This is a genomic window from Citrobacter sp. MNAZ 1397 (assembly GCF_023613995.1).
Classification (GTDB): domain Bacteria; phylum Pseudomonadota; class Gammaproteobacteria; order Enterobacterales; family Enterobacteriaceae; genus Phytobacter; species Phytobacter ursingii.
In genome coordinates this window covers 76957-99084 of the sequence record NZ_JAKIVH010000008.1, presented here as the reverse complement: position 1 = coordinate 99084, position 22128 = coordinate 76957, and the positions used below count along the sequence as shown (strand labels likewise).

Here is a 22128-nt window from a genome sequence, read left to right as displayed (position 1 = left end):
TCCGGGACACTCCCCGGCGGCGCGGCGCTTGCCGGGGCTACCAGAACGTAGCCCGAATCAGGCGTTTACGCCGCCATCCGGGACACTCCCCGGCGGCGCGGCGCTTGCCGGGGCTACCAGAACGTAGCCCGAATCAGGCGTTTACGCCGCCATCCGGGACACTCCCCGGCGGCGCGGCGCTTGCCGGAGCTACCAGAACGTAGCCCGGATCAGGCGTTTACGCCGCCATCCGGGACACTCCCCGGCGGCGCGATACTTGCCGGGGCTACCAGACCGTAGCCCGGATCAGGCGTTTACGCCGCCATCCGGGTATTCCCCTCTACGTCAAAGAAGAGCAGCTGTCCCGTTTTATGAGTTATCCCTCCCCTCACCCTTTCATCATCCATTCCCGGATGTCAAACTGAGCGATTTACAACCGCCAACCGTTTGCTTATAAGTACGCCACGCAAACGACTTGCAAGGCAGACAATAATGAAAAAAACACATAATGAAGTCAGTAAATTTCTGAGCTACGTTCTGCGCCATCAACCAGAAGCCATTGGTCTGGAACTGGATAGCGAAGGGTGGGCGAACATTGATGCACTGATCGCGGGCGCGGCAGGCCAGGGGCAATCACTGGACAAACAACTCATTGAAGCCGTCGTGGAAGGCAGTGATAAAAAGCGCTTCGCCCTCTCCGAAGACGGACTGCGTATTCGTGCCGTTCAGGGGCACTCGACGGCGAAAGTCGATATTGCCTTTACAGAAAAAAAACCGCCGGACATCTTGTACCACGGCACCGCCAGCCGTTTTCTCACCGCCATTCTTGCCGAAGGATTAACCGCGCAGTCGCGACAATATGTTCATCTCTCTGCCGATCGGGAGGTGGCTATTCAGGTCGGGCAGCGCTACGGCGCACCCGTGGTGCTGGAAATTAACGCATTAGCCATGTTCGAGCAGGGTTATCCGTTCTATCAGGCGGAGAATGGCGTCTGGCTGACCCGGCAGGTTGCGGTGGAATTTATCAGCCAGTGATCGCGGCGTAAAAAAGCCTCCGGGCGGAGGCTGGCTTTAACCGTTAGCGCTTGATCATTTCAGGAATAATTAAATCCCCGCGCACCACACAAGAACCGAGTACGCTCTGGGTTTTTTCGTTGAGCCACGCGACAATCCGCGCCGCCATCGCGTCCATGGAGTACTCAATCGCCGGGATTTTTGGCACCCCCGGCAGGTGCAACGAACCCGCCAGGCTAAAGACCATGATGTCCCCCGGTACGGATTTATTGAACGCCTGCAACTGCGGGATCACTCGCTGGGCTTCTTGTTCATCCGCCACCAAAAGCGCATTGAAATTCAAGGTCGTGGCATTGTTGAGCAATACCTGTAGCGCCACGGATGACGAGGTGTCATCCATAAACACCAGGTTGCGATTAAACGGCAGGAAATTGTTTTCCAGCGCATGCTTATAACCGAGCAACACCTGGTCGGTGTTACCGCGGGCATCCGGATGAATCAGTGCAATCTGACGTCTTCCCTGGCTTATCAGGAAGTTGCAGGCCGTTTCTGCCGCGAACGCATGATCAAACTGGATGCTGTTTAGCGTATCCGACTCCGCGCAATCCACCAGAATGACATTCTCGTCGTTAATATTCAGCGGGAAGCGGGCGCCGATAATTAATACATCATCGCACAATCCACAGGTGAGTTCTTCCAGCGCGCTCATCACTCCCGCTTTGGTATTCGCAAAGCGCAGCAACAGGTGTTTCTGACTCTGGCTGAGGTGTTTTTCCAGCGCATAAAGATACGCGGTGGTCTGGTTGATATTGTCCTGGGCGCAGATCACGCCGATGCAGCCTGTCGACTGGCTGAGTAAGGACTGTGCGATAACATTGGGCCGATAATTCAGCTCTTCGACCGCTTTCAGTACTGCGAGGCGACTGGCTTCCTTAACGCCGCGCGAACCACTCAACACCCGTGAGACTGTGGCTTTGGACACCCCAGCTAAACGTGATACATCGTTGATTGTAGACATCTTTTTCCCCTGACAGACGAATAAATTGCGCCTGAAAATTCAAAGTACAGCAATGGTTCATAATATAACCACTTGCAGTATATCCTTTTCTTTTTTTCATGGAAACCGATTTTCCATTTGGACTCACTTGCTATCAGAATCCATCCAAATTCCGTGACCTGAATCCAGAAAAAAGCGCTTATCTCACCGAGACTTTGATACCCATCACACTTCTTTTGCGCTGTGATGGAAACCGGTTTCCGTATGATATCCAATCATCCCCGCAATAACTTTTTACATTCGAGGATGGTCAAGATGTTCAGGATTATGTTGTGTTGCTCCGCCGGTATGTCCACCAGCCTGCTGGTCAGGAAAATGGTTGAGGAGGCAGAGCAGCGGAATTTGCCGGTCGAGATCGATGCGTACGGTGTGGCTGAATTTGATGTGCAGTTCCCGCGATACCAGGTCGTGCTTCTCGGACCACAAGTAAAATATATGTTAAACACGCTGTCAGAAAAGGCCGCCGCCGTCGGCATCCCCGTACAGCCCATCAATCCGATGGACTACGGGATGCAGCGTGGCGATAAAGTACTGGACTATGCACTGTCGCTGATTGAAGCGGCGCACTAAAAGGTGAACCCATGAGTTCGTTATATCAGTCTATGATTGGCGTCATTGAGCAGTCCATTACCCCGCTGGCGGGCAAACTCGGACAGCAGAAATACGTTATCGCTATCCGCGATGGCTTTACCGCCGCGCTGCCGTTCATGATCATCGGCTCGTTTATGCTGGTGTTTATTTTCCCGCCGTTCTCACCCGAAACGACCAACGGCTTTGCCCGCGCCTGGCTGGATTTTTCTACCGAATACCGCGCGCAGCTGATGTTGCCTTTCAACCTGAGCATGGGGGTCATGACCTTCTTCATCTCTGTCGGTATCGGCGCGAGCCTGGGCCGTCAGTTTAATCTTGACCCGGTGATGACCGGCCTGCTGGCGTTTATGGCCTTCCTGCTGGTAGCCGCGCCTTATCATGAAGGGCAGATTTCCACCCAGTACCTCTCCGGCCAGGGCATCTTTACCGCGCTACTGACAGCGATTTATTCCGCGCGCGTTTATGCCTGGCTCAAGCAGCACAACATCACCATTCGCCTGCCGAAAGAGGTGCCGACCGGTGTTGCCCGCTCGTTTGAAATCCTGATCCCGGTTCTGGTGATTATCGGTACGCTGCACCCGCTGAACCTGTTTATCGAAGCGCAAACCGGCATGATCCTGCCGCAGGCGATTATGCACCTGCTGGAACCGCTGGTCTCCGCATCGGATTCGCTGCCTGCGATCCTGCTTTCTGTACTGCTGTGCCAAATCTTCTGGTTTGCCGGTATCCACGGCTCGCTGATTGTCACCGGTATCATGAACCCGTTCTGGATGGCCAACCTCTCCGCCAACCAGGCTGCACTGGCCGCAGGCGCTGCATTGCCGCACGTTTATCTGCAAGGTTTCTGGGACCACTACCTCCTTATTGGCGGCGTAGGTTCAACCTTACCGCTGGCCTTCTTGCTGCTGCGTAGCCGCGTTACGCATTTGCGGACTATCGGCAAAATGGGCGTGGTGCCAAGCTTCTTCAACATCAATGAACCGATTCTGTTCGGTGCGCCGATCATCATGAACCCGATGCTGTTTATCCCGTTCGTCTGTGTGCCGTTGGTGAACGCCGTTCTGGCGTATGCCGCGACCCGCATGGGCTTACTGGCGCAAGTTGTGTCACTGACACCGTGGACAACGCCGGCACCGATTGGCGCATCCTGGGCGGCTAACTGGGCATTCAGCCCGGTGGTGATGTGCGTCATTTGTATGGTGATGTCCGCACTGATGTACCTGCCGTTCCTGCGTGCTTACGAGCGTTCATTGATGAAAACCGAAGAGCAAAAAGCGCAGAACAGCGCACCGATGGCGGAAACCGTCGGCAGTAACTGAACAAGGAGAGAAAAATGAAATACGCATTTCCCGAAAACTTCTGGTGGGGCAGCGCCAGTTCCGCGCAACAAACCGAAGGGGAAAGCTTAAAGGGCGGGAAGAGCGCCACAACATGGGATGCCTGGTACGCCAGTCAACCCTGGCGCTTTCACCAGCAGGTGGGCCCCCAGGATACGTCCACCTTTTACCAGCACTGGCGCGAAGATATCGCCCTGTTAAAAGCGCTGAACCATAACAGTTTTCGCACCTCAATAAGCTGGAGCCGCCTGATTCCTGATGGCATCGGCGAGGTGAACAGAGAAGCTGTTGCGTTTTACAGCACCATGCTCAGTGAGCTGGCAGAACAGGGTATCGAACCGTTTATCACCCTGTTCCACTTCGACATGCCGATGGTGATGCAGGAGAAAGGCGGCTGGGAAAATCGCGAAGTGGTTGAGGCGTTCTCCCGCTACGCGCAGATCTGTTTCGACCTGTTTGGTCATCAGGTGAAGCACTGGTTTACTTTCAACGAACCGATTGTGCCGGTAGAAGGGGGCTATCTGTATGACTTCCATTACCCAAACGTAGTGGATTTCAAACGGGCAGCCACAGTGGCATACAACACGGTACTGGCCCATGCCAGCGCAGTGCGGGTATTTCGCGCCGGACATCACTCCGGTGAGATCGGTATAGTGCTCAACCTGACGCCGTCGTATCCGCGTTCGCAGCATCCGGCAGATCTGAAAGCCGCGCATCATGCAGATCTGTTGTTTAACCGCAGCTTCCTCGATCCGGTACTGCGGGGCGAGTATCCGGCGGACCTGGTAGCATTACTGAAAGAGTATGATCAGCTTCCCGCTTGCCATCTGGGCGATAAAGAGCTGATTGCGGCCGGGAAAGTCGACTTACTGGGCATTAACTATTACCAGCCGCGGCGAGTGAAATGCCGGGACAGCGCCGTTAACCCTGAGTCGCCGTTTATGCCGGAATGGCTGTTTGATTACTACGAGATGCCAGGGCGTAAAATGAACCCCTGGCGCGGCTGGGAAATTTATGAGCCGGGTATTTACGATATTTTGGTTAATCTTCGTGATAATTATGGCAACCCACGCTGCTTTATTTCTGAAAATGGTATGGGTGTCGAAAATGAACAGCGTTTTATTGAAAACGGGCAAATAAACGATCAGTACCGCATTACCTTTATTACCGACCATCTAAAATGGCTACATAAAGGAATTAGCGAAGGCTGTAATTGCCTTGGCTATCATATGTGGACCTTTATTGATAATTGGTCATGGTGTAACGCGTATAAAAACCGCTACGGTTTTGTTCAGCTAGATTTAGAAACCCAGAAACGTACCATTAAGAAAAGCGGAGAATGGTTTGCCGCCACCGCGAAGAATAATGGTTTTGATTAAGAGTAAATAAATATGGTCGCATTAGAAGAAGCGGTAATGGAGATTATCGTTAACGCGGGTCAGTCGCGCAGCCTGTGCTTTGAAGCACTGCGTGCCGCCAGAGCGGGCAATTTTGAGGAAGCCCAAAAACTGCTGCGTGAAGCCGATGGCTATTCGCGCCAGGCCCATCAAATGCAAACCAAATTAATTGAACAGGATGCCGGCGAAGCCCGGCAACCCATGACATTAATTATGGTGCATGCCCAGGATCATTTAATGACGTCGTTACTGGCGCGTGAATTATCAGAGGAGATTATTCAGCTTTATCAGCGTTAAAAACTTATTGATTACGGAAAATATAACTCTGTACCTGAATTATAAAATATAAATCAACTTGTTTTGATACTGGCATGTTGTTCTGTCAAATCAGGACGGGATGGTTATTGTTTAAAAACAACCAACTACACCCTAAATATTTTGAGCTTCACGAAGGCGACAAACAAATGAATCCCGATGCGCTTACTTATATAAGTGATTCGGGTGAAGGAGTGCAGCCAACGAACATGCAGCCAGAAATATCAAGGGTATAAATTGAGATAATTATGAAATTAAACAATAAACTTCCAGTGGCACTGGCAGTTGCGGCTGCGCTTTGCTCTGGTTCGGTGATAGCTCAAGAATTTACCCAAGAACAAATTGACGCCATCGTGGCAAAAGCGGTGGATAAAGCATTAGCTGAGCGGCAGGCAAAAATGGATGCCGCTATTGATAAAAAAGCGGATGTCATTACCGAGCCGCAAAGTACCGCGCAAACGCCTGATTTAGCCATTCCTTATGGCGTGAAATTTAGCGGTTACGCCCGTTATGGCGCCCACTATCAGAGCGGCGATCAGAAATACGTTGGCGTAGACGGTTCGTATAACGGCTCGTCTGCGATTGGCCGTCTGGGTAACGAAGGCAACGGCGGCGAGTTCCAGCTTTCCAAAGCGTTTAAGAGTTCGCACGGGGCTATCTGGGACGTCAACGTGATGTTCGATCACTGGGGCGACGAAGTTAACCTGAAAAAAGCCTACGCGGGGGTGACCAACCTGCTGGAATCCAACCCGAACGCCTACTTCTGGGCGGGTCGTGACTTCCACCAGCGTCCGCAACAGGGCATCAACGACTACTTCTGGATGAACCACGATGGCCAGGGCGCCGGGGTGAAAAACTTCGACATCGGCGGCGTACAGTTTGACGTGGCCACTGTGGCTGCCGTGCAGTCCTGTAACCCGGAAGTGGAAGACAATGGCGATAACCCGTCACGCATTACTTGTACCGGTGGCTCCGGCACCGGCGACAAAGGCAACTACGCCGTCACCTCAAAAGTCCACGGCATGAAAGTCGGCCCGCTGGATCTGGAAATTTACGCTAACTACGGTTTTGACTCGAAAGCCGTTGAAAGCGACGCCCGCCTGAAAGCCTGGCAGGGCGGCGTGGTGTTAAGCCATACCAACGACAGCGGCGTGAACAAGGTTATCGCCCGTTACTCCGATAACGCAGATAACAGCGTTTACAACAAAACGGATGATCTGAAAACTATCTATGCCAGCTTCGAAGGGCTGCACAAGTTTAGTCGCCAGATGCAGGTGGAATATCTGCTCGCCTTCCACGATTACGACAACAGCGCTGACAAGTCTGACAACCGTAAGAACTACAACGCCATTGTGCGTCCGATGTACTGGTGGAACGACGTGCATTCAACCTGGCTGGAACTGGGCTGGCAGAAAGTGGCCTACGACAAAGGCGGCGATAACAACGGCTGGAAAGCGACCCTGTCGCAGAACATCTCCATTGATATGGGGCCAGAGTTCCGTCCGATGCTGCGCTTCTACGTAACCGGTGGCGAAGTTGACAACAAGCGCACCGCGCGTGTTAACGGCACGGATGACACCACGCTGGACTCTTTCAACGTCGGGGCGATGTGGGAAGCCTGGTTCTAATGTAAATCCGCGGGCGGCAGGGATGCTGCCTCCGGTTATCTATCACGCCTGTGCTATGATGCAAAACTCATCAATAAGAAAGCAGCATGGCAGGTCTGGATAGAAAATGGGTTCCACAAAAAAAGGGATGCTTTACGTACTGATTGCCGCCATTTTATGGGGCAGTTCCGGGGTTTGCGCCCAGTACATCATGGAGAAAAGCCACATCGCGGCCCCCTGGTTGACGATGGTTCGCCTGCTGTCCGGCGGCGCAGTGTTATTGATTCTGTCGTTTTTCCATGGCGATAAAATTTTCACGATCGTCAAAAACCGCAAAGACACGCTGAGTTTGCTGTTCTTTTCGCTGTTTGGCGCGCTTATCGTGCAACTCACCTTCCTGGTAACCATCGAGAAATCGAATGCCGCCACCGCCACGGTGCTGCAATTTCTCTCGCCGACGATCATCGTGACGTGGTTTGCCCTGGCGCGAAAAGCAAAACCGACGCTCGCTGTCACCGCGGCGATTGCAACATCGCTGATTGGCACCCTGTTGCTGGTGACTCACGGAAATATGACGTCGCTGTCGATTTCCAGCGAAGCGCTGGTATGGGGCATCGCTTCCGCGTTTTCTGCCGCGCTCTATTCAACCTACCCGTCGAAACTTATCGCCCGCTACGGCACGCTACCGATTGTCGGCTGGAGCATGTTTCTCGCCGGATTAATGCTGACGCCGTTCTATGGCAATAAAGGGGGCGATTTCGTTATCGACGGCAATCTGGTGATGGCGTTTATGTATCTGGTGATGGTGGGCACCGCGCTGACCTTTAGCCTGTATCTGAAAGGCGCGCAGATGATTGGCGGCTCACGCGCCAGCATTCTGAGCTGTGCCGAACCCCTGAGCAGCGCGCTGCTGTCGGTGGCCCTGCTCGGTATCGCCTTTACCCTGCCGGACTGGCTGGGCACACTGATGATTGTGTCGTCGGTGCTGCTGATTTCGCTGGATTCACGTAAACGCGTCCAGGCTGCCGCCTGACTGTTTTCCCCGGTGGCGCTACGCTTACCGGGGCTACAAACCCAATGATTACCGGCCACCCCATCCTGGACATTCCCCGGTCGCGCTGCGCTTACCGGGGCTACGGGGCGTAGCCCGGATAAGGCGTTTACGCCGCATCCGGGGCATTCCCGGATAAGGACGAGGGGAAAATCACTTCACCTTCACTTTTCCTGCCACCAGCAGCGCGGTAAGCAACATCAGCGACCCTGACAACACCAGCGGCGAAAGCAGGCCCAGATTATCCAGCGCGTAGCCGCCAATCGCCGCACCGCAGGTATTCGCCAGTTGAATAACCGCCACCTGAATCGACCCCGCTTTTTCCGCCTGATCGGCAAGAGAGCGGGTGATCCACGTCGACCAGCCCACCGGCACCAGTGCAAATGATAATCCCCAGACGATGGCAATCCCCGCCGCCACCGCTTTATTGCTGCCCCACAAAATCAGTATCAGCGCGCTCAGCGCAATGATCAGCGGCGCACAGGCCAGCGCCAGTTTTACGGAGCGTTTTAAGATATGTGATGAAAGCGAGGTGCCAACAAAACTGGCAATACCAAAACTCAATAACACCAGCGTCAGGCCATCAACATCAAAGCCCGCGAGGGTCATAAAGATCGGACGAATGTAGGTAAAAAAGGAGAACTGACCGGCAAAGGCCATAAAAATCGCCAGCATCCCGGCCAGTACGCCCGGGCGCTTCAACAGACCAAACATATTCTGATGATGTTCTGTTTGCCCCGGCATCGACGGCAACGCCATCCACACCCAGCCAATACAGACGAACCCCATCAGCGCGGCGCCGTTAAACACATGCCGCCAGCCAATGATCCCACCGAGAAAACTGCCCAAAGGTGCAGCAATCACCAGAGCAATCGAGACCGCGCCGAAAATAACCGACAGTGCCTTTGGAATGGTGCGGGCCGGTACCAGTCGCATCGTCAGGGAGGCAGACATCGCCCAAAAACCGCCCAACGCCAGCCCCAGACAAGCCCGTCCAAGCAACAGCAAGGTAAAACTATTGGCAAATGAGACCAGCAGACACGAGAGCGTCAGCAACACGGAAAAGGCAATAACCACCAGACGGCGATCCGTTTTGCCGATGATATGGGTGATAAACAGGCTGGCGAACATGGCGACAAAAGCCGTTACTGTCACCGACTGGCCAGCGACGCCTTCCGACACGCCCAAATCCTGCGCCATTGGCGTCAACAGACTCACCGGCAGAAACTCCACGGTGATCAGGCACGCCACACAAAACGCGACGGCAAATACCGCCGACCAGTTGGGGCGACTCACACCGCCTGTTGCAGGCTGCGTCCGCTGCACTTCCATCATTTTTACACCCGGCTTCATATTTTATTGTGAAAGCCGTGTAGTGTAACAAACAACCGTGTGATTCATTTAACACTTACGCAACTATTTACACCGTCGGATATTCAGGATCAGTGTAACCAGTGCACCCCTTCCTCAGGAATAAACAAGGTGTTGTAGCGCATCTGGAAGGCATTAAGCTCAGCAACGTCTGGCTCAAGTTCGCGTAAAAAGCCCAGCGCGAGACGGACTTGCGCATCGGTGATCGGCGCGGCCAGCCGGGCTTTTTGCAGGATACGATGCCAGGACTGCAAATGCTGCTCGCTACTGTCGACAATAAAGACCTGCCAGATAAACAGCATCTGGGCAGCATTTTGCAGATGAGCTTCATCCGGGCGAGCCAGATACTGGATAAACTCTCCCCCTGCTTTTTTCCCCATCTGGTCAATCATGGTTTCCACCGGTACCGGCGTTATTGCCAGCCGCTCACTCAACCGACGTATCGCGCGACGTGAATCAGACGTTAATACCCTGAAACCAATAATAAAGACCACAACCAGTGTCGTCAGTGTTAACCAAATCATGAAAGCTCCCGCCACATCTCAGGAGGCACATCATAAAGTCAAAATGCACAAAATGGACAGTCGAAGAGCGAGCTTACTGATTTTCCGTGGCGCAGAGGATCACGCAGATGGCTGATTATATTGATGAGAACGGACAAAAAAGCCCGGCGAACCGGGCTCAGATAAGGCGATCAGACAATGCCTGTGGTTACACTAAACTGGCGGGTTTGCTGCGGTGCAAGGCTTAACAAGCTGCCGCTGCGCTTCGCAGCCAGAAATCCCTCGGGCCGACAGGTTGCCGGAAGGGCAAACGCCGCAACCTGCTGGTCACCGTTATAGAGGATCCAGCGCGTAACGTAATTAAACTGCTCACTGGAAAAACGCGTCACAAAGGTAGTGCCATCCGGTGCATGCATACAAAACTCGGGCTTATCAGTGTGTCGATCAAGCCTGTCGGCAAAGAAGACGATTTCCGGGTCGTAGAATTCCGGCTCCGTCAGCGCATTCACCGTCGCTTCGCCCTGCTGTACGCGGCGGTTGAATGCCAGCCACTGTTCCGTCGGTTTCACATGCGCCGGAATGGATTCACGCAGCATGAGCGCTTCATCCGGGATATTCTGGCTGAATGTCGCCTGCGGCACGTAGGCGTAATTCATATGGCACATGTACTGCAGCGGCATCGGCACCGACGCCAGATTGGTGACCGCCATCGCGATATCAAACAGCGCACTCGCCTTGTGTAGCGTAACCGACGGTTGCGCCAGGTAGTGATCGCCAAAACCCATCACGTACTCATAGCGTCCGGCCAGACGTAGCGAGTCGCCGTCGAGCTCCAGCCACGCCTCATCCATGGTGGCACAGGCCATTTCGCCGTGCAGCGCGTGGCTATCTTCCGCCGACGGACAGCCGTTCGCCAGCAGCCCGGAGTGAAAAGCAAAACAGCCGTATGTTTCAACAATCACATTTGCCGGTTTGGGCTGGCTGAACATGTTGCGCATCGTCAGGTCGCGCCCGTCGAAATTCGCATCCCAGATCATCTGCCCAAGCCAGGGCAGAACGACCAGATGTCCACGGGCATTTTCCAGCCGCACGGCCTCCACGCCGCTCGGGTAGCGAAACGCCGTGACGGTAAAATCGTCATTTGCCAGTAAGGTGCGTGGCTGCTGGCTAAACAGCTCGCGCCACAGGGTTAATCGTGTTGCCATCGTCCTTCTCCTCAGGAAGCGGTCGCTTCGGTCAGTTCGCGACGCACTCGACTTTCGCGCCAGAAATAGACGCCAACGTAAACAAAGCACAGCATGGAAACCAGGAACGACAGTTGCAGCGAGTGGAACATATCCGCCACATAGCCCTGAATAGCCGGGACCACCGCCGCGCCAACAATCGCCATTACAATGACCGCGCCTGCCATTTCCGTATGTTCGTTATCCACAGTATCAAGAGTGCCCGCATAGATGGTCGCCCAGCACGGCCCAAACAGAATACTGACCGCTACTGCCACGTACACGGCGCTAAAGCTCGGGGCCAGCGCCACATATGCCAGGAACAGCGCGCCAATCACGGAGTAGAGAATCAACACCCTGGCCGGGTTAAACCGCGTCATCAGGATATTGGCGACAAACTTGCCAATAAAGAAACAGGCAAAGCTGTAGACCATAAAGTTTGACGCATCGCGTTCGTTGATATCACCCAGTTCCAGCGCCAGACGAATGGTGAAAGACCACACCGCCACCTGCATACCGACATACAAGAATTGCGCGACGATACCACGGCGAAAACGGGCATTCTGTGCCAGATAACGCAGTGTCTCCATGGCGGTCGGACGTTTATGGGTTTCCGTTTGCGCCACTTTGCATTTGGGGAAGCGGGTGAACATAAACAGCGCCATGACAACCACCAGCACCATAATCATGTACTTATACGGCTCAAGGGTGTTTTCGAGCATCAGCACTTTAAAGTTGTGGATCTGCTCAGGCGTCATCCCCGTCATCTGTTTTTGCAGACTCTCGCCTTCGGAGAAGACCAGATACTTACCGAGCAAAATGCCTGCCGCCGCGCCAATCGGGTAGAAGGTCTGGCTGATATTCAGGCGCAGAGTCGCATGTGATTTTGGCCCCAGCATCGAGCTGTACGTATTGGCTGCGGTTTCAAGAAAACTCAGCCCAATCGCAATCGCAAAGATTGCCGCCAGGAACATGGTATAGGTCGCCATATGCGAAGCCGGGAAGAACAGTGAACAACCGACGATATAAAGCGTCAGCCCAATTAATATGGCAATTTTATAACTGCTCTTTTTAATAACCAGAGAGGCCGGAATGGCAATTAAGAAATAACCGCCATAAAATGCGCTCTGCACTAATGCAGAGGCAAAGTTACTCAATGAGAATACGCTTTTAAATTGCGTAATGAGAATATCATTTAACGCAGCGGCGCATCCCCACAACGGGAATAAACAGGATAACAAGATAAACTGGAACAAAGGGGTTTTATTCAGATACCCATCGGGCATCTGAACGATATTTTTTTCGTTCATAGTGCTACCTTTCAATGTGCAGGGTTTATCACTGCTTTATTCCTGAGAGCAGGCAGTGATATGCCTGCTACGAAATAAACTCAGCGGTTATTATTCATGTAAAGCCAGGTACTCATTAAATTGTTCAATGCTGGGGTAAGACGATTGTGTGCCTTTGCCGGTCACGCTAAAGGCAGCGAACAGCGCGGCTTTTTTCATGGCCGCTTCGACATCGCCGCCCTGGACATAGTAGTGGGCGAAACAGCCGATAAAGGCATCGCCTGCACCGCTGGTATCAATGGCATTGACCTTGTGCGCCGGAACGTGAACTTCGCGTTCGCGGGTCATCCATAATGCGCCCTTTTCACCCATGGTCACGATAATATTGTTCAGTCCATTATCAATCAGGCTTCGTGCCGCCGTACGAATATTATCGTAGGTATCCACCGGCATACCGGTCAGAATTTCAAGTTCGGTCTCATTTGGAATAAAGAAATCGCATTTACAGGCATAGGTCATATCCAGCTCACGCAGTGCCGGTGCCGGGTTTAATAACACTTTGATGCCGTGTTTTTTACCAAATTCAATGGCGTGATAGACCGTCTCTAATTGCACTTCCAGTTGCAGGACAATTAATTGACACTTTTTCAAATCTTCCGCGGCGCGATCAATATCTTCCGGTGAGAGAAATTTATTGGCACCTTTAATAATTAGAATACTGTTGCTGGAGTTGGGGTTCACAAAAATCGGCGCAACGCCGCTACTGGTACAGGGAACTTTCTCGACATAGGTGGTGTTAATGCCCCAGGACTCCAGGTTACGAATGGTGTTGTCCGCAAAGATATCGTCACCCACCTTGGTCAACATCATCACTTTCGAATTCATTTTAGCGGCGGCCACCGCCTGATTGGCCCCTTTACCACCGCAGCCGATTTTAAAGGCAGGGGCTTCCAGGGTTTCTCCCTCTTTCGGCATCTGGTTGGTATAGGTGATGAGATCCACCATGTTGGAGCCGATGACTGCGATATCCATTTTACTACCTCTCAGAAACAATCACTTAACAATGATATTATAGTAACATTATCATGTTACTTAAGTATCATTTGTGACCATGATCGCGATTAGCGCATCATAACTCTTCGCCGTTATCCTCCCCAAATCCCCGACACTCGGTGCGCCGTCACTTTTATTTAACGACTAACAGGATTATAGTGTTGATATCATTACGTGTTCCTGCGCGATGGAAAATGTTACTTTTGAAACACACAAGTCCGAATCAGTGCGGAGAAAAGAGTGGAAACAAAGCAAAAAGAGCGCATCCGGCGTCTGGTTGAATTACTCAAGAAGACCGATCGAATCCACTTAAAAGACGCCGCGCGCATGCTGGAAGTGTCGGTGATGACCATTCGCAGAGACTTTAGCCAGGATGACGAACCGCTGCCGCTGGCGCTGCTGGGCGGCTATATCGTAATGGTGAACAAACCCACTGCCCCCGCCGCGGCTCCCCAGCCCACTGTTCGGACGCATCATCGCGATGATTTGCCTATTGCTATCCTCGCCGCAGGGTTGGTCAGCGAAAACGACCTGGTTTTTTTCGACAACGGGCCGGAAATGCCGCTGGTTATCAGCATGATCCCGGACGACATCACGTTTACTGGCATCTGTTACTCCCACCAGGTGTTTGTCGCGCTCACCGCCAAACCTAACGCAACGGCCATGTTATGCGGCGGTACCTGGCGTGCCAAAAGCGATGCCTTTTACGATCCGAACAACCCGTCGCTTTTAGATTCATTAAACCCACGCAAAGTGTTTATTTCCGCCAGCGGCGTGCATGAACACCACGGTGTGACCTGGTTTAACCTGGATGATTTACCGATGAAGCGAAAGGCGATGGCACACGGCATGCGTAAAATCCTGCTGGCACGCTACGCCTTGTTTGATGAAGTGGCCCCGGCGAGTATTGCGCCCCTTTCCGGGTTCGACGTGCTTATCAGCGATCGTCCGCTTCCGGCAGAGTACCCGGCGCACTGCCGCAACGGGTTTGTGAAAGTGATTACGCCGGACTCAGAAAACGAACAAGCCCGCTAAGCGGGCCTGTTTTCACCTTACTCGAAGAAGACCGCCAGTTTGTTGAACATCCCCGGCGACGACTGATTGCGTACGACCTGCACCACGTCTTCCAGCTTTTCAATCTGGCTTATCATCTGCTCCAGGCGCTGATCGTCATTGACCAGTAGCCAGATGCGGCTGTGCTCGCTGTCTTTAATGGGCAAGCAGAGAATGCCTTCCACGTTAAATGCGCGACGGGCAAACAGGCCACAGACGTGTGTCATCACCCCCGGATGGTTACGTACGGTAAGTTCAAGAATGACGTTATCAGAAACTGTCTGTTGCATGGCTTATTCCCCCACCATTTCAGTATTTGCCGCACCCGGCGGCACCATCGGATACACTTTTTCTTCGGCGTCGATACGCACATGGATGAGCGCCGGACCCGGACGAGCGATGATCGCCTGCAGCGCGGCATGCGGGTCAGCCTCGTTGTTAAGATCACAGGTTTGCAGGCCAAAACCGGCGGCAATCTGCATAAAGTTAATCATCCCCGGATAGGTCGCTGCGAATACGCCCTGCTTGTAAAACAGGCTCTGCTGCTGATGCACCAGGCCTAACGCTTCGTTGTTCATCAGGATGATTTTCACATCCAGATTATTTTCTGCGGCGGTGGCCATCTCCTGAATGTTCATCATCAGGCTACCGTCGCCGGAAAAGCAGATAACTTTGCGTTGCGGGTTCGCCAGTGCGGCACCGACTGCCGCTGGCAGCCCGAAACCCATGGTACCCAGCCCGCCGGAGGTCAGCCACTGACGCGGACGATTGAGCGGATAGGCCTGTGCGGTCCACATCTGGTGCTGTCCCACATCGGTGGAGATAATCGCCTCATCATCAACGCAGGCGGCAACGGCATTAATCAGCCCGTAATGGGTGAGCGGATCGCCACCCTGCGGAATGGCAGACGGGAATTCTTGCTGCAGTTGCGCCACCAGACCACGCCACGCCTCACGCGGCTGCGCATCAATTTGCGGCAGCAACTGCGCCAGCACTTCACCCACATCGCCCTGAATGGCAACGTGCGGCTGCTTGATTTTACCCAGCTCCGCCTTATCAATATCAACATGGATGATTTTCGCATTCGGGCAGAACTGCTCGGTTTTCCCAATCGCCCGGTCATCAAAACGCGCACCAAGAACCACTAATAAATCAGACTCTTGCAGAATAAAGTTGGTGCTGCGAGCGCCGTGCATGCCCAGCATCCCCAGTGACAGTGGATGTGCTTTTGGCAACATTCCCAGCGCCATTAAGGTCATGGTGGTCGGCAGATTCGCTTTTTCCGCCAGTGCGCGCACCTGTTCCGGCGCGTTAATCACCCCGCCGCCCAGATACAGCACCGGACGCTGTGCGGCATTAATCATCGCCGCCGCTTCCTGCACACTTTTCGCATCAAACGCCGGGGCAGGCGCTCTGCCGCCGGGCTCAGGCAGCTCACTCAGTTCGATGGTCGCGGTCTGGACATCTTTAGGAATATCTATCCACACCGGGCCTGGACGGCCGGATTGCGCAATACGAAACGCGTCGCTTATCACCTGGGGAAGTTCGGCGATATTACGGACCAGGTAATTGTGCTTAGTGATGGGGATAGAGATGCCGTAAGTGTCGACTTCCTGGAACGCATCGGTGCCGATCATGGAGGCAGGCACCTGTCCGGTGATACACACCAGCGGGATGGAATCGAGGCGTGCATCGGCGATAGCGGTCACCAGATTGGTGGCGCCCGGTCCGCTACAGGCCATACAGACAGCCGGTTTACCTTCGGTACGCGCCATGCCCTGGGCGATAAACCCGGCGCCCTGCTCGTGGCGTGCCAGTACGTGGCGAATTTGCGTGCTCTGACTTAAAGCGTCATACAGCGGGAGAACGGTCCCGCCAGGAATACCCGCTACCGTGGTAATGCCCTGACGTTCCAGTAAATGAACGATCAACTGTGCGCCGGTAAAGCGTGTCGTTTGTGTTGTGCCCGAACTTGCCATGCTCCAGTCCTTTTCTTCTGGGCCGACTTTCCGGGAGGGTCAGAACGAAAAACCCCGCCGGTTTGCGCCGGCGGGGTTTTGGAATCGTGTGTTGTTCCAGTCCCTACGGCGCATTGCCGACGACCACCACCACACGCACGACGACCACCGCGGCGTTATGCGCGGTTTTTAGTAGGTTCATCGTCATAGTGGAAGCGTTCATTGGGGACTCGTGTTTGAATAATTAACAGGATTTATACAAACACAGCTTGCAGAACGAAACAATTGAAAATTACTCATCAGCGCAAAAATGAGTCGAAGATCACGTTTCTATTAGCTATTCAGTTCCTGCAAAAGACGTGTATTGAGGTACAGTTTTTCACGCCCGGCAATTTTTTCTTCCAGCACGCCTATCTCAACAAGCGACTTAAGATAAATTGAGGCCGTCTGCCGCTTTGCAATTCCGTTATCGACCAGGTTTTCAATGCGACAATAGGGCTGAGCAAATAGCGTTTGGTTAAGCTCCCAGGTGTAGATTTTAGGCAGTTTTTCACGGATCCATGCTGCTGTTTCTTCTATTAATTTCCGCATGGCAGCGATTTTATCTGTCGTCCATTTTGCCGTGTCTTCCACAGCCTCCAGCATAAAGAGAACCCAGGACTCCCAATCATTCTTAGCCGTAACATTACGAAGCAAGGTGTAATAATCGCTCCGCCTTTCCAGGATAAAGCGAGACAGATAGAGAATCGGTTGCGACAACACGCCACAGTCCATCAAATAGAGGATATTCAGAATGCGTCCCGTACGACCATTTCCGTCGGAAAAGGGGTGAATGCATTCGAACTGATAATGGGACACGGCCATTTTTATCAAAGGATCTAAATCAATATCTGAATGGATGAAATGTTCCCAATTGGATAACAGGTCACGAATGAGCGTTTCGCCATCAGGTGGGGTGTATACCACGTTCTTATTTTGATCGCGAAGCACTGTGCCTGGCGTTTTTCTCACGTCAGTTTCAATGGATCTCAGTGTTGTGCAAATTTCCATAGCTGTGCCAGAACACAGTGGGTAGTCCTGTAAAAGATTAACGCCCTTATACAGCGCAGTGCGATAACGTAACGCTTCTTTTGTTGCAGGGTCAGCGTCTTCAATACGATCGGCGTATTGGAAAAGCTGATCGCTGGTCGTGACAATATTTTCTATGCGAGAGGAGTCTTTCGCTTCCAGCATTGGCAGCAAGTTGATCAATAGTCTTTGATCGGGCAGCAGTTCGCCAGATGTATTGAGTTCAGCTAAAGCAGCTCGAGCCTTAATGCAAGCTTTCAGCACCTTACGCGTCTCGACGAGCGCTGTATCAGGCGGGAGTAGCGGAAGCTGGTTATATGAGCGTTCGGGCATCCATGACATGTTCAAAAAATCCTATTTTATCGACATATATTCATAATATGTCGATAGTAACGACATGTCACGACCATATGTTTAAAAAAGTGATTTTTATAAACATATAAATGACCTGTTAAATAGCAGGGGAAGGCATGTGTTGATATGAAAAAGGAGCTATGGGAATCGCGAAGAGGTGCATGGCACAAAAAAAAACGGACAGTACAGAATACCGTCCGTTATCCCCGCCGGAGCGAGGTTTTTAGCAGGTTTTTGCGGTTGGTAGCCGCAAGCACACTGTGTTACGTCAACAGTGAAACTATACGATCAATTAACCCTGTGCGCAAATTATGCGCACACGATGAGCAGTTTGAGTATGGAACAGGGTGCAAATTTCGTCCAGAAATAACTGTATATATTTACAGTATGAATTTATAATGGTCTTGCCGACCACGGTGTGTATGAGGGACCGCAATGATACGGGCGCACATTAAGTCCTGGCTGAAACGGGTGGTGCCGTCAGTGCCTTAACCCCTTGAGAGCACACTGTGTTACGCCAACAAAACGGCTGGTTACAGGCAGCGGAAAGGTACGCCAGCCGGTCGTGCTCCTTGCCAAAGGAGAAGCGTATGGGCGAAATGGATACGGTTATCCTTATCCTGAAACTCATAGTTGCCTTGCTGCAACTGCTTGAAGCTGTCCTGAAATTACTGCGGTAACTCAGGTTCAAGTCGTACCTAAGAGGGGCGGGCAACCGCCCCTCTTTAATAATCACTGGCAGTTTCCTCATCGCACAGAATAGTCGCTCCGATCGCCGCTTTCATGGTACGTTTTTACGCCGCCCACTGACACTGCGTACTCATGACTGTTACTGTTTTTTGTATTCTGCTGTTTGCCGCCCTTCTGCATGCGAGCTGGAACGCGATTGTTAAAGCGGGCAGCGATAAACTCTATTCCGCCATCTGCGTCAGCGGCTCTGCGGCGTTAATCGCCCTGGTCATGTTGCCTTTCTCACCGCAGCCCTCGCTCGCCAGCGTGCCTTATCTCGCCGTTTCCTGCCTGTTACAGGTTGTCTATACGGTACTGGTCGCTAAAACGTATCAGGTTTCCGATATGAGTCAGACCTATCCGTTGATGCGCGGTACCGCGCCGCTACTGGTGGCCTTGATAAGCGTTCTGTTGTTGGGTGATACATTATCCACCTTTGCCTGGCTCGGTATCGCGGTCATTTGTCTCTCTATTCTTGCCATGGCCTGTAACGGTCGTCACAGCTCAACGCGCGGAATCTGGCTTGCCCTACTAAATTCCTGTTTTATTGCCGGATATACGCTGGTGGACGGCACAGGCGTACGCCTTGCGGGTAGCGCATTCGGTTACACCCTCTGGACGTTTTTCATGAACGGTTTTTGCCTGTTGGCCTGGGCGATGATCGCTCGCCGTCGTGAAGTCTCGCACTATCTGGCGAATAACTGGAAAAAAGGGCTGCCGGGCGGTATTGGCACCATGGGCTCCTACGGGCTGGCGTTATGGGCGATGACGCAGGCGCCACTGGCCGTAGTCGCCGCGCTGCGCGAAACCTCAATTCTCTTTGGCGCGCTGCTCGCCTTTTTAATGCTCAAAGAAAAGGTCGCCGGATTACGGATTGTTGCGGCCTGTGGCATCGCTGCGGGTGCGATCTTACTGCGCCTGTCCTGATCATACTGGCAATCAAAGTTGCCACAAATTGTTTACAAATCCTGCCTGACGGCGGTCGTTCTTTCTGACCCCGCATCTTGTCGTGTCACATTACTGTGGTAGATTCCTCTCGCATTTTACGGTTATGGCAGCACCATATTCTTTATTTATCTTTTTTTAAAACGTATTCAGCGAAATGAAAAGACAGCGTAACGTCAGTTTACTCTTGATGCTGGTCCTGTTGGTGGCAGTGGGACAAATGGCGCAAACCATTTATATTCCCGCCATTGCCGGAATGGCGCAGGATCTCAATGCCCGTGAAGGGGCGGTGCAGAATGTCATGGCCGCCTATCTCCTCACCTATGGCGTATCACAACTCTTTTACGGCCCGTTAGCCGACCGTTTTGGCCGTCGTCCGGCCATCCTTTGCGGGTTAACGGTGTTTATGCTGGCAACACTGGTGGCTGTCACGACCCACAGCCTGACCGTTCTGATAGTCGCCAGCGCCTTTCAGGGGATGGGAACCGGCGTCGGCGGCGTAATGGCGCGCACCCTGCCGCGCGATCTCTATTCCGGCACCGAATTACGCCACGCTAACAGTTTGCTGAATATGGGCATTCTGGTAAGCCCGTTGCTCGCCCCGCTGATTGGCGGCCTGCTGACCACCCTCTGGGGCTGGCGCGCCTGTTTTGCGTTCCTGCTGGTACTCTGTGCTGGTGTCACCTTCAGCATGGCGCGCTGGATGCCGGAAACGCGCCCGACAGGTACTGTTAAAATGGGGCTGCTTACCCGTTATAAGACTCTGTTGGGTAACGGGATGTTTAACTGCTATTTGCTGATGCTGATTGGCGGGCTGGCCGGTATTGCCGTGTTTGAGGCCTGCTCAGGCGTGCTGATGGGCGCCACGCTGGGGCTTTCCAGTATGGCGGTCAGTATTTTGTTCATCCTCCCCATTCCGGCAGCCTTTTTCGGTGCCTGGTTCGCCGGGCGGCAAAATGCGCGCTTCCCGACGCTGATGTGGCAGGCGGTCGCCAGTTGTCTGCTGGCAGGCATCATGATGTGGATCCCCGGCTGGTTTGGCGTAATGACAGTCTGGACGCTGCTGGTTCCCGCCGCGCTGTTCTTCTTCGGGGCGGGCATGCTCTTCCCACTGGCGACCAGTGGCGCAATGGAGCCGTTCCCTTTTCTGGCAGGAACGGCGGGGGCGCTGGTTGGCGGCATGCAAAATATGGGATCCGGCGCGCTGGCCTGGTTTTCTGCCGGGCTTCCCCAGACCAGCCAGTTTAGCCTTGGGATGCTGATGACGCTGGCAGGGCTTTTAATTCTGCTGAGCTGGCTGCCGCTGGCGCTGTGCCAGAAGCGCCATGAACACGAACCGGCGGCTTCCCTTCCCGGCGATCCGGCTTCGCATCCGCCTTCTCACAGTCCGGTGAAATAATCGTTTTTAGCAGCGGTTCAGTTGTTGGCCGCCATGCCCCCTCTTCGCCATCATAAAACTGCGTATCCGCATTGAGGGCGAAGGGGATCTGCGCCTTATTCAGCTCACAGGCCATAAACGCGGCGAATGCCAGTTGCGATTCACCAGGCGGACTTTTAATCGTTTCACCCACTGACCAACCGCCGACCCAGGTCGCATGACCGGTTTTTTGCTGCCAGTGGACCGCCGTATTAATACGCGCTCTGATTGCCGCCTTCTCTGCCGCCGTACCCGACGTCCACGGGTACTTTCCATTATTTTTCAGTGGCCCCCACGGGAAAATATGCCACTCCGCCAGCAAGTAGTTCTGGCTACGCCCAGGCAATTTCAAGGACGTTAAATCCTCGGGCGCGGCCCGCAGGCGCGGCGCAATAAAGATCATGCGTTGCGGGTTGATGTCGTGGATGGTCTTGATGATATTTTCATACGCGCGGTTAAGCGCTGGCATATCGTGATTAAGCTTATCCGAAGGCTCATAAATCAGGTCAAACCCGAGCGTCGGATGTTCGCTGCCAAAGTAATTTGCCACCGTTGACCACCACGCCACCAGCTGCGCTTCGTTTTTCGCACCCGGCTCCGCCTTAAAGGTATCCGCCTGGTAAGAAATAATCGGGATCACGCCATATTTTTCGCAGGCCTCCACCAGCTTACGCAGGTGAATCAGGCGGGCTTCGGTTAATGGATCGGCCACCCGGATACGCACATGGCGAATCCCTTCCGCATAGAAATCACGGACGATAAGCGGATCGAACTCACGGATACCGCGCTCGGTTCGCGCCCAGTCGACATCCATACC

At 53.2% G+C, this 22128-nt stretch carries 21 protein-coding genes and 1 pseudogene; 11 read left to right on the top strand and 11 right to left on the bottom strand.

Features of this window, described 5'->3' with window-relative positions:
- Window positions 1-471: 471 nt before the first annotated feature.
- The gene (locus L2097_RS23990) at window positions 472-1014 is read left to right on the top strand and encodes an RNA 2'-phosphotransferase (RefSeq protein WP_047372506.1); all 543 of its coding nucleotides are present in this window, start codon (window positions 472-474) and stop codon (window positions 1012-1014) included.
- A 43-nt stretch (window positions 1015-1057) separates the two neighbouring features.
- Here L2097_RS23990 and L2097_RS23985 read toward each other — a convergent pair whose 3' ends face one another.
- The gene (locus L2097_RS23985) at window positions 1058-2011 is read right to left on the bottom strand and encodes a LacI family DNA-binding transcriptional regulator (RefSeq protein WP_047372505.1); all 954 of its coding nucleotides are present in this window, start codon (window positions 2009-2011) and stop codon (window positions 1058-1060) included.
- A gap of 294 nt (window positions 2012-2305) precedes the next feature.
- Between L2097_RS23985 and L2097_RS23980 the strand changes: the two genes are divergently transcribed.
- The 6 genes from L2097_RS23980 to L2097_RS23955 all read left to right on the top strand — a co-directional run bounded on the left by L2097_RS23980 (window position 2306) and on the right by L2097_RS23955 (window position 8330).
- The gene (locus tag L2097_RS23980) at window positions 2306-2620 is read left to right on the top strand and encodes a PTS sugar transporter subunit IIB (protein WP_047372504.1); all 315 of its coding nucleotides are present in this window, start codon (window positions 2306-2308) and stop codon (window positions 2618-2620) included.
- A gap of 11 nt (window positions 2621-2631) precedes the next feature.
- A complete protein-coding gene (locus tag L2097_RS23975; RefSeq protein ID WP_047372503.1) occupies window positions 2632-3960 on the top strand; it encodes a PTS sugar transporter subunit IIC in 1329 nt (442 codons plus the stop codon).
- Window positions 3961-3974: 14 nt separating this feature from the next.
- Window positions 3975-5357 (top strand): 6-phospho-beta-glucosidase GmuD, encoded by a 1383-nt coding sequence (gene gmuD, locus L2097_RS23970; RefSeq protein ID WP_250353800.1) that lies wholly within the window; start codon window positions 3975-3977, stop codon window positions 5355-5357.
- 12 nt (window positions 5358-5369) lie between these two features.
- Window positions 5370-5672 carry a PTS lactose/cellobiose transporter subunit IIA gene (locus L2097_RS23965; protein ID WP_250353799.1) on the top strand — a complete coding sequence of 101 codons (303 nt, stop codon included), beginning with the start codon at window positions 5370-5372 and terminating at the stop codon, window positions 5670-5672.
- Window positions 5673-5938: 266 nt separating this feature from the next.
- Window positions 5939-7318: a carbohydrate porin gene (locus L2097_RS23960; RefSeq protein WP_047372500.1), complete on the top strand. Its 1380-nt coding sequence runs from the start codon at window positions 5939-5941 to the stop codon at window positions 7316-7318.
- A gap of 106 nt (window positions 7319-7424) precedes the next feature.
- Window positions 7425-8330 (top strand): EamA family transporter, encoded by a 906-nt coding sequence (locus L2097_RS23955; protein WP_085005133.1) that lies wholly within the window; start codon window positions 7425-7427, stop codon window positions 8328-8330.
- Between the two features lie 171 nt (window positions 8331-8501).
- On the opposite strand, the gene nepI is transcribed toward L2097_RS23955, so the two are convergent.
- The 5 genes from nepI to rbsK all read right to left on the bottom strand — a co-directional run bounded on the left by nepI (window position 8502) and on the right by rbsK (window position 13766).
- A complete protein-coding gene (gene nepI / locus L2097_RS23950; RefSeq protein ID WP_047372498.1) occupies window positions 8502-9683 on the bottom strand; it encodes a purine ribonucleoside efflux pump NepI in 1182 nt (393 codons plus the stop codon).
- A 107-nt stretch (window positions 9684-9790) separates the two neighbouring features.
- Window positions 9791-10243, bottom strand: a complete 453-nt coding sequence (locus L2097_RS23945) for a DUF1198 domain-containing protein (RefSeq protein ID WP_047372497.1) — start codon at window positions 10241-10243, stop codon at window positions 9791-9793.
- A 170-nt stretch (window positions 10244-10413) separates the two neighbouring features.
- Window positions 10414-11427, bottom strand: coding sequence for an aldose 1-epimerase family protein (locus L2097_RS23940; RefSeq protein WP_085005136.1), 1014 nt, complete (start codon window positions 11425-11427; stop codon window positions 10414-10416).
- An 11-nt stretch (window positions 11428-11438) separates the two neighbouring features.
- On the bottom strand, window positions 11439-12755 hold the full coding sequence (gene fucP / locus L2097_RS23935) for an L-fucose:H+ symporter permease (protein WP_047372495.1): 1317 nt from the start codon (window positions 12753-12755) through the stop codon (window positions 11439-11441).
- Window positions 12756-12845: 90 nt separating this feature from the next.
- Window positions 12846-13766, bottom strand: coding sequence for a ribokinase (gene rbsK / locus L2097_RS23930; RefSeq protein WP_039080054.1), 921 nt, complete (start codon window positions 13764-13766; stop codon window positions 12846-12848).
- Between the two features lie 261 nt (window positions 13767-14027).
- Here rbsK and L2097_RS23925 point away from each other — a divergent pair, with 261 nt between their 5' ends.
- Window positions 14028-14822 carry a DeoR family transcriptional regulator gene (locus L2097_RS23925; RefSeq protein ID WP_047372494.1) on the top strand — a complete coding sequence of 265 codons (795 nt, stop codon included), beginning with the start codon at window positions 14028-14030 and terminating at the stop codon, window positions 14820-14822.
- A 17-nt stretch (window positions 14823-14839) separates the two neighbouring features.
- On the opposite strand, the gene ilvN is transcribed toward L2097_RS23925, so the two are convergent.
- The 4 genes from ilvN to fic form a co-directional block, all read right to left on the bottom strand.
- Window positions 14840-15130 carry an acetolactate synthase small subunit gene (gene ilvN, locus L2097_RS23920; RefSeq protein ID WP_047372493.1) on the bottom strand — a complete coding sequence of 97 codons (291 nt, stop codon included), beginning with the start codon at window positions 15128-15130 and terminating at the stop codon, window positions 14840-14842.
- A gap of 3 nt (window positions 15131-15133) precedes the next feature.
- Entirely contained in the window at window positions 15134-16819 is a 1686-nt protein-coding gene (gene ilvB, locus L2097_RS23915) for an acetolactate synthase large subunit (protein WP_047372492.1), read from the bottom strand.
- Between the two features lie 103 nt (window positions 16820-16922).
- Window positions 16923-17021, bottom strand: a complete 99-nt coding sequence (gene ivbL / locus L2097_RS23910) for an ilvB operon leader peptide IvbL (RefSeq protein WP_103281084.1) — start codon at window positions 17019-17021, stop codon at window positions 16923-16925.
- A 110-nt stretch (window positions 17022-17131) separates the two neighbouring features.
- The gene (fic, locus tag L2097_RS23905) at window positions 17132-18208 is read right to left on the bottom strand and encodes a protein adenylyltransferase Fic (RefSeq protein ID WP_047372491.1); all 1077 of its coding nucleotides are present in this window, start codon (window positions 18206-18208) and stop codon (window positions 17132-17134) included.
- 602 nt (window positions 18209-18810) lie between these two features.
- Between fic and tisB the strand changes: the two genes are divergently transcribed.
- From tisB to emrD, 3 genes are all read left to right on the top strand, one after another.
- A complete protein-coding gene (gene tisB, locus L2097_RS23900; RefSeq protein ID WP_250353798.1) occupies window positions 18811-18900 on the top strand; it encodes a type I toxin-antitoxin system toxin TisB in 90 nt (29 codons plus the stop codon).
- A 142-nt stretch (window positions 18901-19042) separates the two neighbouring features.
- Window positions 19043-19876, top strand: a complete 834-nt coding sequence (locus L2097_RS23895) for a DMT family transporter (protein ID WP_047372490.1) — start codon at window positions 19043-19045, stop codon at window positions 19874-19876.
- A 175-nt stretch (window positions 19877-20051) separates the two neighbouring features.
- Window positions 20052-21293 carry a multidrug efflux MFS transporter EmrD gene (gene emrD / locus L2097_RS23890; protein ID WP_250353797.1) on the top strand — a complete coding sequence of 414 codons (1242 nt, stop codon included), beginning with the start codon at window positions 20052-20054 and terminating at the stop codon, window positions 21291-21293.
- Between the two features lie 214 nt (window positions 21294-21507).
- Here the strand turns inward: emrD and L2097_RS23885 are convergent.
- Window positions 21508-22125 (bottom strand): annotated as a pseudogene (locus tag L2097_RS23885) (cellulase family glycosylhydrolase); the annotation flags it as partial.
- Window positions 22126-22128 lie beyond the last annotated feature (3 nt).

What these genes read in the sequence shown, in the direction of transcription:
- L2097_RS23990 (WP_047372506.1), top strand. Translation starts at nt 472, where the DNA reads ATGAAAAAAACACATAATGAAGTCAGTAAATTTCTGAGCTACGTTCTG.
- L2097_RS23985 (WP_047372505.1), bottom strand. Translation starts at nt 2,011, where the DNA reads ATGTCTACAATCAACGATGTATCACGTTTAGCTGGGGTGTCCAAAGCC.
- L2097_RS23980 (WP_047372504.1), top strand. Translation starts at nt 2,306, where the DNA reads ATGTTCAGGATTATGTTGTGTTGCTCCGCCGGTATGTCCACCAGCCTG.
- L2097_RS23975 (WP_047372503.1), top strand. Translation starts at nt 2,632, where the DNA reads ATGAGTTCGTTATATCAGTCTATGATTGGCGTCATTGAGCAGTCCATT.
- gmuD (WP_250353800.1), top strand. Translation starts at nt 3,975, where the DNA reads ATGAAATACGCATTTCCCGAAAACTTCTGGTGGGGCAGCGCCAGTTCC.
- L2097_RS23965 (WP_250353799.1), top strand. Translation starts at nt 5,370, where the DNA reads ATGGTCGCATTAGAAGAAGCGGTAATGGAGATTATCGTTAACGCGGGT.
- L2097_RS23960 (WP_047372500.1), top strand. Translation starts at nt 5,939, where the DNA reads ATGAAATTAAACAATAAACTTCCAGTGGCACTGGCAGTTGCGGCTGCG.
- L2097_RS23955 (WP_085005133.1), top strand. Translation starts at nt 7,425, where the DNA reads ATGGGTTCCACAAAAAAAGGGATGCTTTACGTACTGATTGCCGCCATT.
- nepI (WP_047372498.1), bottom strand. Translation starts at nt 9,683, where the DNA reads ATGATGGAAGTGCAGCGGACGCAGCCTGCAACAGGCGGTGTGAGTCGC.
- L2097_RS23945 (WP_047372497.1), bottom strand. Translation starts at nt 10,243, where the DNA reads ATGATTTGGTTAACACTGACGACACTGGTTGTGGTCTTTATTATTGGT.
- L2097_RS23940 (WP_085005136.1), bottom strand. Translation starts at nt 11,427, where the DNA reads ATGGCAACACGATTAACCCTGTGGCGCGAGCTGTTTAGCCAGCAGCCA.
- fucP (WP_047372495.1), bottom strand. Translation starts at nt 12,755, where the DNA reads ATGAACGAAAAAAATATCGTTCAGATGCCCGATGGGTATCTGAATAAA.
- rbsK (WP_039080054.1), bottom strand. Translation starts at nt 13,766, where the DNA reads ATGGATATCGCAGTCATCGGCTCCAACATGGTGGATCTCATCACCTAT.
- ilvN (WP_047372493.1), bottom strand. Translation starts at nt 15,130, where the DNA reads ATGCAACAGACAGTTTCTGATAACGTCATTCTTGAACTTACCGTACGT.
- ilvB (WP_047372492.1), bottom strand. Translation starts at nt 16,819, where the DNA reads ATGGCAAGTTCGGGCACAACACAAACGACACGCTTTACCGGCGCACAG.
- ivbL (WP_103281084.1), bottom strand. Translation starts at nt 17,021, where the DNA reads ATGAACGCTTCCACTATGACGATGAACCTACTAAAAACCGCGCATAAC.
- fic (WP_047372491.1), bottom strand. Translation starts at nt 18,208, where the DNA reads ATGTCATGGATGCCCGAACGCTCATATAACCAGCTTCCGCTACTCCCG.
- tisB (WP_250353798.1), top strand. Translation starts at nt 18,811, where the DNA reads ATGGGCGAAATGGATACGGTTATCCTTATCCTGAAACTCATAGTTGCC.
- L2097_RS23895 (WP_047372490.1), top strand. Translation starts at nt 19,043, where the DNA reads ATGACTGTTACTGTTTTTTGTATTCTGCTGTTTGCCGCCCTTCTGCAT.
- emrD (WP_250353797.1), top strand. Translation starts at nt 20,052, where the DNA reads ATGAAAAGACAGCGTAACGTCAGTTTACTCTTGATGCTGGTCCTGTTG.